Genomic DNA, 13,315 nt, shown 5'->3' on the forward strand with positions numbered 1-13,315 from the left:
CACCCGTTAGACGGGTGGTGCTGATTGGAATAACAGTCAGTAGTTTAAAGGGGGAACGCAGCAGATGGAACTATTATTAATTAAATCACACCGCTATGTCAGCGGTTATATTCCTGGTAGTAATTTGGGAATGAATATACTGACCCAACTATTAAGACAAAAGGGCTATCAGGCCGAAATGTTTCAGGGGTATGCCAAAGAAGCCCTGGAGTATGTGATCGCTTTGATGGAAACAGAGGATCGACCCAAGATCATCGGTTTCTACTGCGACTTTAATAATATTCACTGGATCAAAACCTTTGCCCAGGAAGTTAAAAAGCGCTATCCCGAGGTGATTCTGTTGGCTGGGGGTCCGCAGACAGCCGGGATGGACGCTGAATTTTTAAGGGATACCGCCATCGCAGCAGCCTGTATCGGTGAAGGGGAAGAGACGATCCTGGAGCTGATGGATTATTTTATAGGCAGGAAGGGTTCGCTCGAAGCGATTCAGGGAATTGTGTTCCCTGATGAAACGGGCGCCCTGGTGGAAAATGAGCCGCGAAAGCCGCCGGAAGAACTTGATGCAATTCCCTGGCCCGACATCACCCTGACCAATGATTACAAGCATTTCGGCCTACTGCCGATTTTAACCGGTCGGGGCTGTCCGTTTGGTTGTACCTTCTGCTATGAAGGGGCCAATGCCAAACGGGTTCGCCGTCACTCTGTGCCATCCTTGATGGATGAAATCAGAGCCAACTTCAAACGCAACCCGGCCATTAATTATATTAACTTTCTCGATGATACCTTTACCCTTGATCATAAGCGGGTCGATCAGATTTGTGACGAAATAAGTGAAATCCGCACAGACTACGATTTTGTCTGGTTTGCCAGCGCTCACATTTCGACCATTGATAAGCATCGCGAGATGGCTAAGCATCTGGCTGATGCCGGTCTTGTCAAAATCTTTTTTGGGCTGGAATCCGGCAGTGACCAGGTGTTAAAAAGCTATAATAAAAAAATCACCCGGAAGATGGCGGTGGATGTTATCAATCACTGTGTTGAATCGGGGATTCACGGGATCTCCGGCAATATTATTCTGGGCGGCCCCCATGAAACCCGGGAAACCATCGCCGAATCGGAGTCATTGATTATGGAACTGCTCTATAATGCCCCGGGTCAGTTTGAAACGGCTTATTTTTCATTTCTGCCCTATCCCAAAACGCCAATTACCCTTCATCCCGAAAAATTCGGGATGTCCATCTATGAAGAGTTGATTGATTGTTGTAATGAGGACATTCCCCTGTCTCGCACCGAAACACTGGATTTTACCGATCTGACAAACATTCGTCTGCAGGCCAACAAGCGACTGCAGAATGAAATGCGCAAAATTTATTTTGACGGCAAAATTCCCGAAGCGGTAATTCTCGATTCGTATCGACTGGGGCGACAATACGGCGTTTTTACTCGCTGGAATGATTATGTCTATAAAAATATTCCGATTGATGACGCCTATTGGAAAATGCGGGCTTCGGATGAGTATGTTCTCCATACTCAATTGGGAAAAAACGATGAAGAGGCCATCGTTCACCGTACCTTTGAATTATGGCTTTATACCGATGTCAGCGGCGAAAAGCCGCAGATATTTAATCAGGTGCTGGATGAAATCGACTATACCCTGCTAAAACTTTGCAATGGCAAACTGTCAAAAAAGGAAGTGCTGCGGCAGGGCAGAATGAAGCTCGATCCCCTGGGCAAAAATCCTGATTTTTACAATCAGGCCCAGCAAGCCCTGAATAAAATGGAGGGTTATAAGTGGATTTTATACCGGAGACCATAAGCAGTAAACCCGAAGTTTTACTCATTTATACCCAACGGATGATCCGGGGACGAACCTTTGAAATGATTGAAAATCTGGGGATTTTAACCCTGGCGGCCCAGCTCAATGCCAATGGTTTTAAGGCCAAAGCCTACACCGGCATTACAACCGATGTGGTAAAAACCATCAAAAATCTGAAAGACCGCCTCTTTGCGGTCTGTTTCTACTGTGATTTTGATAATCGTTCGGCAGTGGCGGCGATTTGTAGTGATTTAAAAAAGCATGAGCACTTTTATGTGGTGGTGGGTGGTCCCCAAACCCTGCATATGACGAAAAAAGATCTAAAAACATATCAGGCCGATGCGATTATTAAGGGCGATGGTGAAGAAACCCTCTTAGCCTGGCTAAGTGCCAGGGTTCGGGGTGAGGATGTACTTGTTCCGGGCGAGCTTCGAGCCGATCAAAACGCCGATTACGTTTATCTGGAGGATTTTGCCAAATATGAATGGCCCCGCAACGAAGATGTCCTTGAGTTTCAGGAGCGGCCGCTGTTGTCAGTAATTACGGCAAGAGGTTGTCCCTATCGCTGTGCCTTCTGTTTTGAGGGCGGAAATTCCAAAAACCTGCGGCTGCGTCGGGCCGAAGATGTCCTGGCTGAAATTGAAGAACGACTAAAAAGAAGCACCCGCCCCCGCTACCTGTTTTTTTGTGACGATACCTTTACTACCCATCCGGTCAGACTGAAGCAGATCTTAGCTGGCTTGAAAGCGCTTAGGGAAAAATATGATTTTGTCTGGTTTTGTGAAGGCCATCCCGGATTCCTGGTCAAACACCCCGAGCTGATCCGGGAAATGATTGACAGCGGCATGGTGCGGATGCAGATCGGGATGGAATCTGGAGTGGCTGATGTGCTGAGAGCCTATGGTAAACAGGCCAGCCCCGCTGATATCAAAAAAGTGGTCGAGCTTTGCTACGCCGAGGGCTTACCCCAGCTAACCGGCAACTATATTATTGGTGGGGCCTTTGAAAGCCCTGCTACTCTGGCTGAGACCACAAAGACAGTGCTGGCGCTGCTGGAGCTGGCACCGGGGATGCTCGACATCTCAACTACCTTTATTATGCCCCTGCCCGGTACCGAGATTTATCAGCACCCCGAAAAATTTGGAATCACGCTGGAAGATCGCGAATGTCTGACCAACCTCGAGGATTTTCCGGTCAACCATACCGAGGCCCTGTCATTACCGGAAATCTGCATGGCGCGTTCCCGATTGATTACGGCGGTTTCTAATAAAATGAAACAGCAGTTTAAAGAGGGTTTGATTCCTAAAACACGGATTTACACGGACTTTAAGCTGGCCTTTAACTATGGCATTGCCGCGGGCTACCTTAAATTTATCTATGCCAAAGACCCGATTATGGTGGCCTATTATCAAAAACTGATCGAGTATCAGGGGTTGTTAAAAGAATGGCATGAACTGAGTGAGTGGGAGAAAAATAACGCAGTGATCCAGATGATTCCGGATTTTTCGCTGCTGGATATCAATCACTTCAGCCCGGTCGAACTTGACATTCTGGCTGGCGCTGGCCGCTTTACCATCGCAGAAACGGCAGCCAGGCTAAACTGTACCCCGGCGGATCTGAACATACCGCTAAAAAGCCTTAGTGACCGCTATCTGATTTTATTTTCAGCGTTTATTTAGACTAAGAATTATCCCAACGTAAGGAGAAGGTTATGAAAAAACACCTGATGGTATTATCGATACTAGCTATAATAGTCAGCGGTGGATTGCTTTGCTTTGGCTGTGCAACAGAAACCACCAAAACCAGTACACTGTCAATCGATGTGGTTTATCCATTCTCGGAAGATTATAGCCAATCCTTCAAAAATGGCATTGAACTGGCCGCCCGGGAGATCAACGATCAGGGCGGAATTCTTAATCAGGCCATCGAAGTAAACTACAATGATGATGGGAACAACACCAATACAGCAGTAGAGGTAGCCACCCGAATCGCCGAAAATCCGGGTTTTCCAATTGTCATCGGCCATCGCAGTACCGACGATGTGCTAAAGGTGGGCAGCATTTATCACCAGAACAACAAGCTGCTTTTTGCCCCGATTATTGCCAGCTCGAAACTGAATCTGGCTCAAAATCCGGGGGCTTATCTTTGTGCGCCGTCCGACGATGCCATGGCCAGTGAGCTGGTTGGCAGTATGGCTGCCCAGGGAATCAGCCGGATTGCGGTCGTTCATAGCGCTGGCAATACCTATGGCAAAGACTTTATTCAAAAGGTAGAAGAACATGCCAATGCGATGGGAATCGAAATTGTCGATGCGGTTTCGTATCTGCCAAATCTCGATTATTTCCGCTATTATGTTAAAAAATGGGACAGTATGGGGGCTCAGGCGATTGTTAGTGCCTGTGTCGGCAATGACATCACAGCGCTTTATGAGTACCTGGAGAAAACCGGCAATACCCGGCCAGTCTTTGCCAGTTATGACATTGAGATTCAAGCGTATACCATTCCTCAAAGTATGAAAAACCTGATCCAGGTCACCAGTTATTTTAACAATACCGCCACTGCTGGTGCCGAGGCCGAATTTATTCAGGCCTATCAGCAGGCTTATGGCAAGAACCCGGATCTGCCGGCCGCCCAAGCTTACATGGCGATGCATCTGGCGGCCGATGCGGCCAACCAGGCCCAAAGTCTGGAAATTGAGGCCATTAAAAAAGTCTTAGCCGAAAACAGTTTTGAGACCGTCTATGGTAGCTTAAGCTTTGATAAACGGTTGATCAGTGGTATACCGGTATTTCAGAAGATCTATTTAAATGATCAATTGGTGCCCCGTAATAATATGACAGGGGGAGGTAACAGTGGTGAATAAATCAATCTTTCGGAATAAAGCGGATAAAGGCACCCCCAAAAGTGAACATGCGGCCCTGATGACAGTCATCGGTCCGGGAAATCTGCTGATTTTATTGGGTATTATTATTTTTCTGGTGGGCGTGATGATTTACGCCGTGACCGTTCCCATTAATATTACCACCACCACCGATGCGGTAGTGGCCTATGGTGAAGGCACGGTGGATGTAGTGGTTGAAAATGAAGGAATCCTGTCGCAGTTGGCCGTCTCTAATGGCGACTATGTCAAGCGGGGTGATTTGCTGGGGGTGTTGACCACCGAAGCAACGGCAACATCGATCAGTAACGGAACCATCTTGACCGATCAGCTAAAAAGTCTGGTGAAACGGCAAACCATGATTGTGGCCATGGAAAGTGGTGTGATCGCCGACTTGAGTTTTCAGGATGGGGCATACATTCCCAAAAACTCGACGCTCGGTAAAATTGTCAAACGGGAAAACGAAGACACCACGGTGGTGGTTCAGGCCTATTCCAGCTATGAAGGGGCCATTAATGTCAAGCAAGGTGATAAAGTTTTTATCAATCTGGAATCGGTCAACAGTGATAAATATGGTTATTTAAGAGGGATTGTCCGTAGTGTTTCGCTCAGCGGTTTGTCCCAGGATGAAGAGAACCCCATCGAAATGCTGATTATTATCGATCCCAAGGTGGACAATCAGGGAAATTATATCTGGACCAAAGAAAACAATGGCTTTAGCGGCGAAATTACCGCCGGAACCTCCGGCACGGCGACGATTTTTACCGATCAGCTTTATCTCATTGATCTGATTATTTCCTAGAAAGGCGGCCAACGCATGACGAAATTACAATCCGAAAAAAGTTGGGATGAGCACGAAAAACTGCCTAAGATAGCCAAGGTTCCGGTGGTATTGCAAATGGAAGCGGTGGAATGTGGGGTTGCTTCACTGTCGATGATTTTGGCCTATTATGGGCGCTACGAAACCCTGGAAACGCTACGGATTGATTGTGGCGTGTCCCGGGATGGGGTTAAGGCCGGGAACATTGCCAGAACGGCTCGGCTTTATGGTCTGGAATCCCAGGGCTTTGTCTGCACCGTTGATAAGTTAAAAGAAATGGTAATGCCCGTGATCATTCACTGGGATTTTAGTCATTTTGTGGTGCTGGAAGGGTTTAAAAACGACAAGGTATATCTGTGCGATCCGGCTTCGGGACAACGGGTGATCACCACCGAGGAACTGGGGCAGATGTTTACCGGAGTCGTCATTGAATCCCGACCGGGACCCGATTTCACGCCAGCTGGAGAAAAACCCAATGTTTGGAAGGCGCTCTATAAACGACTTTCCCAAACCGGCGTGTCACCGCTACTCTATGCCCTGGTATTGGGTGTGCTGCTGGTCATTCCTGGGCTGATCATCGCAAATTATGCTAAAATTTTTGTCGATTATTTCCTGAATAATAACGAAAGATTCGATATTCTGATCTTTATTTTTATCCTGTTAAACACGGTGGTACTCCAGGCGATTCTTAACTGGCTAAAGGAAAACGCGCTGGTGCGGATGGAGAACTATATTGCCATTGACAGTGCCGGTGCCTATCTGCGGCACGTGCTGCGGCTGCCGGTGGAGTTTTTTAATCAGCGCCAATCCGGGGATATCAACAGCCGGATGCAAAGCATCAATACGGTAGCCACCGCATTGTCAAGCAATCTGGCCCGGATTCTGGTCAATCTGGTCACGGCCTTTTTATACCTGATTTTGCTGTTTCAATATAATGTCATCTTGACCCTGATCGGGATAGTTATCACCGCAATCAATATTTTTCTGCTGCAGTACACGGCCAAGAAAAACGCCGATAACAACCGGGTGCTGCTCCAGTATCAGGGAAAATCAATTGGCTGGATCATGGTTAATCTAAAATCCATCGAAACCATTAAATCGATTGGGGAAGAAGATAATTTCTTTACCCGGATCGCCGGACTCAGTGCCGAAACCCTGGCGGTGGAACAGAAAATGGGCCGGATGGAAGCCATTATTTCGGTGCTGCCGACTCTGATGACCAGTATTTTAACGGCCCTGATCTTTACTATCGGCAGTGAGTATGTCTTAATGGGAGCGATGACCATCGGTACCTTTGTGGCCTTTAACACTCTGATGACTGGTTTTACTCAGCCAATGAGCGAACTGGTCAGTACCAGCGCCGCTCTGCAGGGGATGATCGCCGATATTTCACGTCTCGATGATGTTGAAAAGTATCCCGAAGATGTCGCCCTGGAAGCCGAAAAGCTTTCATTGGATGGGTTTGACTGCGATCAATTAGAAGGTGAGATTGAGATCCGGGATCTGACCTTTGGTTATAACCGCTTATCGGCTCCGATTATTCAGGGCTTGAACCTGACACTCCGGGCGGGTGGCTCGATTGCGCTGGTGGGTTCGTCAGGCAGCGGTAAATCGACCATTGCCAAAATGATAACCACCCTTTATCAGCCATGGAGTGGCGAAATCCGTATCGATGGCATTGATATTAAGGCAATACCAACTGAACTGCGCGTCAATACAATGAGTTCGGTCGATCAGGAAATCGTCATGTATTCAGCTTCGGTACTGGATAATATTACGATGTGGGATGAGACCATTGCCGTCGAGGATGTCATCCAGGCCACCAAAGATGCCTGTATTTATGAGGATATTCTGGCGCTGCCCAATGCCTTTGACCATATCTTAACCGAGGGTGGCAAAAACTTAAGTGGTGGTCAACGGCAACGCCTGGAAATCGCCCGGGCACTCTGCAAAAATCCCAAAATACTGATCATGGATGAGGCTACCAGTGCTCTGGATACGGCCACCGAAGCTGCGGTCAGTGAAAACATCCGGCGCCGGGGCATCAGCACCATTCTGGTTGCCCATCGGTTGTCGACGATTCGGGATTGTGATGAAATCATCGTGTTAAGCTGTGGCGTTGTGGTTGAACGGGGAACCCATAAAGATTTAATGGCTTTAGGTGGCGAGTATGCAAGTCTGATCAGAACTGAGGGATAAGATGGCCAAAAAATTAGAAGAAATCCGACAGCTCAATAAAAAATACGATAATAGTGCCAAAAAAGCCTTCGACAGTGTGTTGTCGCCTAAAAAATCGGCCGCTCTGGATGATAATCCCCTGATTGCCGCTGTGGCCAGAGTCGCTGAGGCGATGGGTATTGCCGTTAAAATACCCCCGCTTAGAAAGCTTAGTGGTGGTGATCCCTTTAAACTGATTGCCGATGAATCGGGATTTCGAATCCGCCAGGTGGAACTTAAAGCCAATTGGTATCAGCATGATAACGGCCCGATGCTGGCGTTTACCAAAGACGGGGAGCCGGTTGCCCTGATTCCCAAATCCCCCAGTCGTTATCGGTGCTGGCATGGTGATGGGGTAGCTCAGGAAGTGGATGCTCAGTCGGAATTCGACCGGGCCTATGTTTTTTACCCACCCCTGCCCAAGGAACCAGTGACCTTTTGGGAAATGGTAAAGCTGGGTTTAAAACTGTTCCGTCGTCGCGACCTGGTCTTAACGCTGGTGCTGGCGCTGGCGGCAGCGCTGCTTTCGCTGTTGCCGGCGATGGCGATGCAGGAGACTTTCAACGTCTGGATTCCTCAGAATCAGTCGGTGACGATTCTGGTAGTAGGCTTTATTCTGGTGGCGGTGGCCATCAGTCGGGGGTTGTTTGCAATGGTGCAAAACATCTGTGTGCTCCGCATTCAGGGGAAATTGTCAATTTTGCAGAATTCCCTGCTGGACAAATTGTTATCCCTGCCGGCCTCTTTTTTTAAACAGTACTCTTCGGGCGCGCTGGCGATGCGGGCCACTGGCTTTGCAATGATCCAGAAAATTTTATCGGTGAATGTCATCACGATGATCATCACCAGCTCATTTTCACTAATCAACGGATTGTATATTTTTACCATCAACACCACCATTGGTTTCATTGCCATGGCTTTAACAGCGGTCAGTGTGGCCATCACCCTGGTCATCGGAAAAGCGCAAATGAAATGCCAACGGATCTCACTGGAAATGTCCAATGATATTTCGGGCATGGTGTTTGAGCTGATCACCTCGGTTTCCCGGCTACGGGTGGCTGGCGCTGAAAGTCGCTCTTATCTGAAATGGGTTCGGGAATATGCCAAACAGCGGAAGGTGGAATATAAGCGTGGTCAGCTGATGGCCTTGCTGCGGTTGATGACCATTGCTCTGCCAACCCTGTCAATGTGTGTAATCTACTATTATGTCAGTGTCAATAGCATTTCCTCTGGGGGTTTTGTGGCCATCAATTCGGCCTTTGTCATTTTTATCTCGTCGCTGCTGGGACTGGTGCAAACCCTGATTTCGATCAATAGTGTGGTGCCCCAGTATGAAAATACCAAACCGATCATCGACGGTGTGCCCGAAGTGGATAGCTTTAAAACCACCCCCGGAAAAATTCAGGGAGACATTGAAATTAAGCATCTCTATTTTTCCTACTATCAGGGCGGGGCCACGATTCTGGATAATATTTTTCTCCATATCAAACATGGCGAGTATGTGGCTATTGTTGGGGCTTCCGGCAGTGGCAAGTCAACCCTGTTGCGGCTGCTTTTGGGCTTTGAAAAACCCACCAGTGGCAGCATTTACTGTGGCGGCTTTGATCTGGAAAGTGTGGATATCCGGGAAATCCGAAAGCAGATGGGGGTGGTACTCCAGGACAGCCAACTGATCCCCGGGGATATCTTATCAAACATTGCCGGTTCAAAAAAGGAGTTGTCGGAAGATGAAGTCTGGGAACTGCTTAAAAAAGTCGGTATGGATGAAGAAATCCGGGAAATGCCCATGGGTCTGAAAACCATGGTGGCGGAGGGAGCCGGTACCTTGTCCGGAGGCCAGCGCCAGAAGTTGCTGATTGCCAGAGCCATTGCCGCCAATCCGGCCATACTCTTTTTCGATGAAGCGACCAGCGCCCTGGATAACCGATCCCAGAAGATTGTTTCTGAAAGTTTGAAAAACCTCGACGCCACCCGGATTGTGATTGCCCATCGGCTTAGCACGATTATGGATTGCGACCGCATTCTGGTACTGGAAAAGGGCAGCATTGTTGAATCCGGCACCTATGACGAACTGATGAAAAAAGAAGCCTATTTTTATAAGTATGCCAAGCGTCAGCTAGTATGAGAAAGGCCAGAAATAGCTAACTGCTGATTTTACAACGGATCATAAAAAAAGTTTGAAATTTATGTATGTTTTTATAGTAGTGAGAAATAACGTTTAGATGTGACCGTTCAAATATTTGACTGCTTTGTATCAAACAGCACGCTTAGCTGTAATGGCAAGGATCAATAAAAAGCTTCATCCATCACCCTAAAATGACCTGGTTTAACCGGGTCTTTTTTTATTGCCTTAAGTTTGAATAGTCCTGTTTTACAAAAGAACAGGTTTTAATTTTACCATTTTGTCAAAACGTCCGGAAAAACGAAGTTGAAAAAGCTGTTTTTGTCATAAAATGATACGGTTTCCTCCATATTAACATCGTTTTCATTCGGATATAATACAGATATTACAAAAACGGCGGTGATGATTACAATCGCCAGCCGAAAAAAATATCAATCAAACCAATCAGGAGGAGGAAGCCGTGAAAATATTAATACTGGGTGGCTTTCTGGGTTCCGGCAAAACCACGGTACTACTGCAGCTGGCCCGCTATCTGGTGGCGCAGTCTCCCGGGGATCGCCAGACTAGGGTGGCCATCATTGAAAATGAAATCGGCCAAATCGGCATTGATGACAAGGTCTTGCGAGGCAGCGGCTACGAAGTCCGGGATATCTTTTCCGGTTGCGTCTGTTGCAGCTTGAACAGCGATCTGATTTCCGGAATTCAGGAGATCAAAAAAACCGCAGACCCCCATTGGCTGATTATTGAAGCCACCGGGGTAGCCTTTCCCGATAAAATTGCCGAATCACTGTTTTTAAATCTTGGGGTTACAGCCCGGATTGTTACCATTGTTGATGCCAAACGCTGGCAACGCATCCGGATACCGTTGGCGAATCTGATCGAAGGTCAGTTAAATGATGCTGAGCTGATTCTGATCAATAAAACCGATCTGGTGGATGCGGCGGAATTGAATGCTGTCAAAAAAGATCTGCAGCTACAAAATGCCACGGCGGCGATGTATCCCATCAGCGGGATCAGGCCGATTAATGAAAGCGTGTTGAAGGTGATTCACGATGGTACGAATTAACAAGAGTTCCCAGTTATCAAAACGAAAAAGCTATCAGATTGCGACGACCCTTCATGAGGGGGCCGTTGCCATCGCTGGGGAAATACGCCTACCAGAGCAGTTGTTTGAGACCAGCTGTAAAATCATCGGTGATGAATTTGCGACCATGGCCAAATGGATTGCCGCTGGTGGGGGTGTGGTCGGGCATCTCAAAAGCTATCTTGCGGCTGCGGGGCAAGGCGTTATGATCTCATCAACCGGGGATCAGGTGCACACCCAACCGGTAGCCATACCGAAAAATCAGGCCGGACAGGTCAGTATCGCCGTAATTGTTTTTGGGATCAGTCAGCCGGAGCTGGAAGCACGACTGATTGCCGTCTTCGATCAGCTGGTCCAGTGTCAAAAAAGTACCAGGGAGGAAAACGATGAACGATAAATTTAAGGAGATCAAGCGCATGACCTACATGGATGTGGATGGTCATTCATTTGACATGACGATCGTGAAGCATTTCAGTTTTGAAGACAAGCAGTACGTGCTGGCAAGGGAGCTGGCTGCCAACCATCATCACGGTGAAACCTGCAATTGTCATGAACATTATCACAGTCCGGCAGATGACGCAGAACTTTACGTTTTTGAATGGCTCAGTGGAAATGATGGGGCCGCCCTGCAGCCGGTCAGTGATGCCCTGCTGACGGCAATGGCGCCACTTCTGGAAGCCATGTAACAGGAAATAATTTAATAATAATTTTTGCAAATTAAGTTAGGAGAAACATTACTATGATCATCATTGGAGAAAAAATTAATGGTGCGATTCCGTCAACGGCAAAAGCCATTGCGGCGAAGGACGCCGAATTCATCAAAAACCTGGCTCGAATCCAGGCTGCGGCCGGGGTTGACTACATCGATGTCTGCGCCTCGGTGGAAAACGACGTCGAGTTGGAGACCATGAAATGGCTCATCGACATTGTTCAGGAAGAAACCGATATCCCCATTGCGGTGGACAGCCCCAACGAACACACTTGTGTGACGGCCATGAAATACTGCAAACGCCCAGGGCTGTTTAATTCGGTTTCCATGGAAGGCAACAAGGTAGACGTGGGCTTTGCCGCCATCGCTGATACGGGGTGGGACTGTGTAGCTCTGCTTAACAGCGACAAGGGCATTCCGAAAACCGCCAAAGACCGCCTGGAGGTATTTGCTGATATTATGGCCAAAGCTAAGGAATATAATATTGCCCCCTCCCGGCTGCACATTGACCCGCTAGTGGAAATGCTCTGTACGTCGGAAGAGGGAATCGCAGTTGTCACCGAGGTCATTAAAGAAATAAAAGCCCAATACCCTACCATTCACGTTACTGGAGCGATCAGCAACATTTCCTTTAATCTGCCAGCTCGCAAAACGGTCAACATGGGCTTTACCGTCATGGCGATGATGGCTGGACTGGACAGCGGGATTCTTGATCCCACTGACCGGGATCTGATGGGGATCATTTTTGCCACTGAAGCGCTGATGGGCGACGATGAATACTGCGTGGAGTACATCCGGGCTTATCGTCAGGGAATCCACGGACCGGTTAAAAAGTAACAAACGAAATAGCGAAACGAAGAAAAACTCAAATGATTGTGGGCTGAGACCTGACCGGCATGGGATTATGGGTTCACGGCACACACGGTGAAAAAATGACCCAAAGTCTGGCGGGAGCAGTTTATTAATATATTTCAAATCAAGATTGATATAATAGGAGGAAGCAAAACATGTCAAAAATTAATGAAGTCAAAGAATTGGTGGAAGCCGGGAAGTCAAAAAAGGTTGGGGCAGCGGTTTCGGAAGCTCTGGATGCTGGCAGTCAACCGGCGGAAATTCTGGCTGCCATGGTGGATTCCATGAGCGTCGTCGGCGATAAGTTTTCATCCGGTGAGATTTTTGTACCGGAAATGTTGATTGCTGCCAAAGCCATGTCCAAAGGGGTGGACGTTTTAAGACCGTTGATGGCCGGGGATAACGCTGCATCACTGGGCACCTGTGTTATTGGTACCGTGGCAGGGGATCTTCATGATATCGGCAAGAACCTGGTTGCGATGATGATTGAAAGTGCTGGCTTTACCATGGTGGATCTGGGGGTCGATGTGGCTGATGAAAAATTTGTGGATGCCATTAAGGAAAATGACAATGTTACCTTAGTTGCTTTATCGGGACTGCTGACAACTACGATGCCGTCTTTAAAAAGTGCCGTCCAAACCATCAAGTCTAGCGGCTTAAGTGGTTTTAAAGTGATTGTCGGTGGGGCCCCGGTGACACCGGAATTCGCTGCCGAAATTGGGGCTGATGGATATGCCGCTGATGCTGGCAGTGCCGCAGTAAAGGCTAAAGAACTGGTTAAGTGATGCGTATTATGATAAAAAATATCGATAAGGGA

General features: G+C 47.8%; 11 protein-coding genes. All 11 read left to right on the forward strand.

Annotated elements, in window-relative coordinates; all coding sequences use genetic code 11:
* Nucleotides 1-64: 64 nt before the first annotated feature.
* A complete protein-coding gene (locus BI182_RS05560; RefSeq protein ID WP_286806080.1) occupies nt 65-1,816 on the forward strand; it encodes a B12-binding domain-containing radical SAM protein in 1,752 nt (583 codons plus the stop codon).
* Nucleotides 1,792-3,495 (forward strand): B12-binding domain-containing radical SAM protein, encoded by a 1,704-nt coding sequence (locus BI182_RS05565; RefSeq protein ID WP_286806082.1) that lies wholly within the window; start codon nt 1,792-1,794, stop codon nt 3,493-3,495. The genes BI182_RS05560 and BI182_RS05565 overlap by 25 nt, the downstream gene beginning before the upstream one ends.
* A 32-nt stretch (nt 3,496-3,527) precedes the next feature.
* Complete coding sequence (locus BI182_RS05570) at nt 3,528-4,679, forward strand: ABC transporter substrate-binding protein (protein WP_286806084.1); 1,152 nt, start codon at nt 3,528-3,530, stop codon at nt 4,677-4,679.
* The gene (locus BI182_RS05575; RefSeq protein WP_286806086.1) at nt 4,672-5,496 is read left to right on the forward strand and encodes an HlyD family secretion protein; all 825 of its coding nucleotides are present in this window, start codon (nt 4,672-4,674) and stop codon (nt 5,494-5,496) included. Before BI182_RS05570 ends, BI182_RS05575 begins: the two co-directional genes overlap by 8 nt.
* Nucleotides 5,497-5,511: 15 nt before the next feature.
* Complete coding sequence (locus tag BI182_RS05580; RefSeq protein WP_286806088.1) at nt 5,512-7,713, forward strand: NHLP family bacteriocin export ABC transporter peptidase/permease/ATPase subunit; 2,202 nt, start codon at nt 5,512-5,514, stop codon at nt 7,711-7,713.
* A gap of 1 nt (nt 7,714) precedes the next feature.
* Nucleotides 7,715-9,856, forward strand: coding sequence for an NHLP bacteriocin export ABC transporter permease/ATPase subunit (locus BI182_RS05585; RefSeq protein ID WP_286806089.1), 2,142 nt, complete (start codon nt 7,715-7,717; stop codon nt 9,854-9,856).
* Between the two features lie 457 nt (nt 9,857-10,313).
* On the forward strand, nt 10,314-10,919 hold the full coding sequence (locus BI182_RS05590) for a CobW family GTP-binding protein (RefSeq protein ID WP_148638529.1): 606 nt from the start codon (nt 10,314-10,316) through the stop codon (nt 10,917-10,919).
* Nucleotides 10,906-11,334, forward strand: coding sequence for a hypothetical protein (locus BI182_RS05595; RefSeq protein WP_286806093.1), 429 nt, complete (start codon nt 10,906-10,908; stop codon nt 11,332-11,334). The genes BI182_RS05590 and BI182_RS05595 overlap by 14 nt, the downstream gene beginning before the upstream one ends.
* Nucleotides 11,324-11,623 carry a hypothetical protein gene (locus tag BI182_RS05600; protein WP_148638527.1) on the forward strand — a complete coding sequence of 100 codons (300 nt, stop codon included), beginning with the start codon at nt 11,324-11,326 and terminating at the stop codon, nt 11,621-11,623. The genes BI182_RS05595 and BI182_RS05600 overlap by 11 nt, the downstream gene beginning before the upstream one ends.
* 53 nt (nt 11,624-11,676) lie before the next feature.
* Complete coding sequence (locus BI182_RS05605) at nt 11,677-12,483, forward strand: methyltetrahydrofolate cobalamin methyltransferase (protein ID WP_286806095.1); 807 nt, start codon at nt 11,677-11,679, stop codon at nt 12,481-12,483.
* A 170-nt stretch (nt 12,484-12,653) separates the two neighbouring features.
* Nucleotides 12,654-13,283: a cobalamin B12-binding domain-containing protein gene (locus tag BI182_RS05610; RefSeq protein ID WP_286806097.1), complete on the forward strand. Its 630-nt coding sequence runs from the start codon at nt 12,654-12,656 to the stop codon at nt 13,281-13,283.
* Nucleotides 13,284-13,315 lie beyond the last annotated feature (32 nt).

The sequence above is a fragment of the Acetobacterium sp. MES1 genome, assembly GCF_002237635.1.
GTDB lineage: Bacteria > Bacillota > Clostridia > Eubacteriales > Eubacteriaceae > Acetobacterium > Acetobacterium wieringae.

What these genes read in the sequence shown, in the direction of transcription:
- BI182_RS05595 (WP_286806093.1), top strand. Translation starts at nt 10,906, where the DNA reads ATGGTACGAATTAACAAGAGTTCCCAGTTATCAAAACGAAAAAGCTAT.
- BI182_RS05605 (WP_286806095.1), top strand. Translation starts at nt 11,677, where the DNA reads ATGATCATCATTGGAGAAAAAATTAATGGTGCGATTCCGTCAACGGCA.
- BI182_RS05600 (WP_148638527.1), top strand. Translation starts at nt 11,324, where the DNA reads ATGAACGATAAATTTAAGGAGATCAAGCGCATGACCTACATGGATGTG.
- BI182_RS05610 (WP_286806097.1), top strand. Translation starts at nt 12,654, where the DNA reads ATGTCAAAAATTAATGAAGTCAAAGAATTGGTGGAAGCCGGGAAGTCA.
- BI182_RS05560 (WP_286806080.1), top strand. Translation starts at nt 65, where the DNA reads ATGGAACTATTATTAATTAAATCACACCGCTATGTCAGCGGTTATATT.
- BI182_RS05580 (WP_286806088.1), top strand. Translation starts at nt 5,512, where the DNA reads ATGACGAAATTACAATCCGAAAAAAGTTGGGATGAGCACGAAAAACTG.
- BI182_RS05585 (WP_286806089.1), top strand. Translation starts at nt 7,715, where the DNA reads ATGGCCAAAAAATTAGAAGAAATCCGACAGCTCAATAAAAAATACGAT.
- BI182_RS05570 (WP_286806084.1), top strand. Translation starts at nt 3,528, where the DNA reads ATGAAAAAACACCTGATGGTATTATCGATACTAGCTATAATAGTCAGC.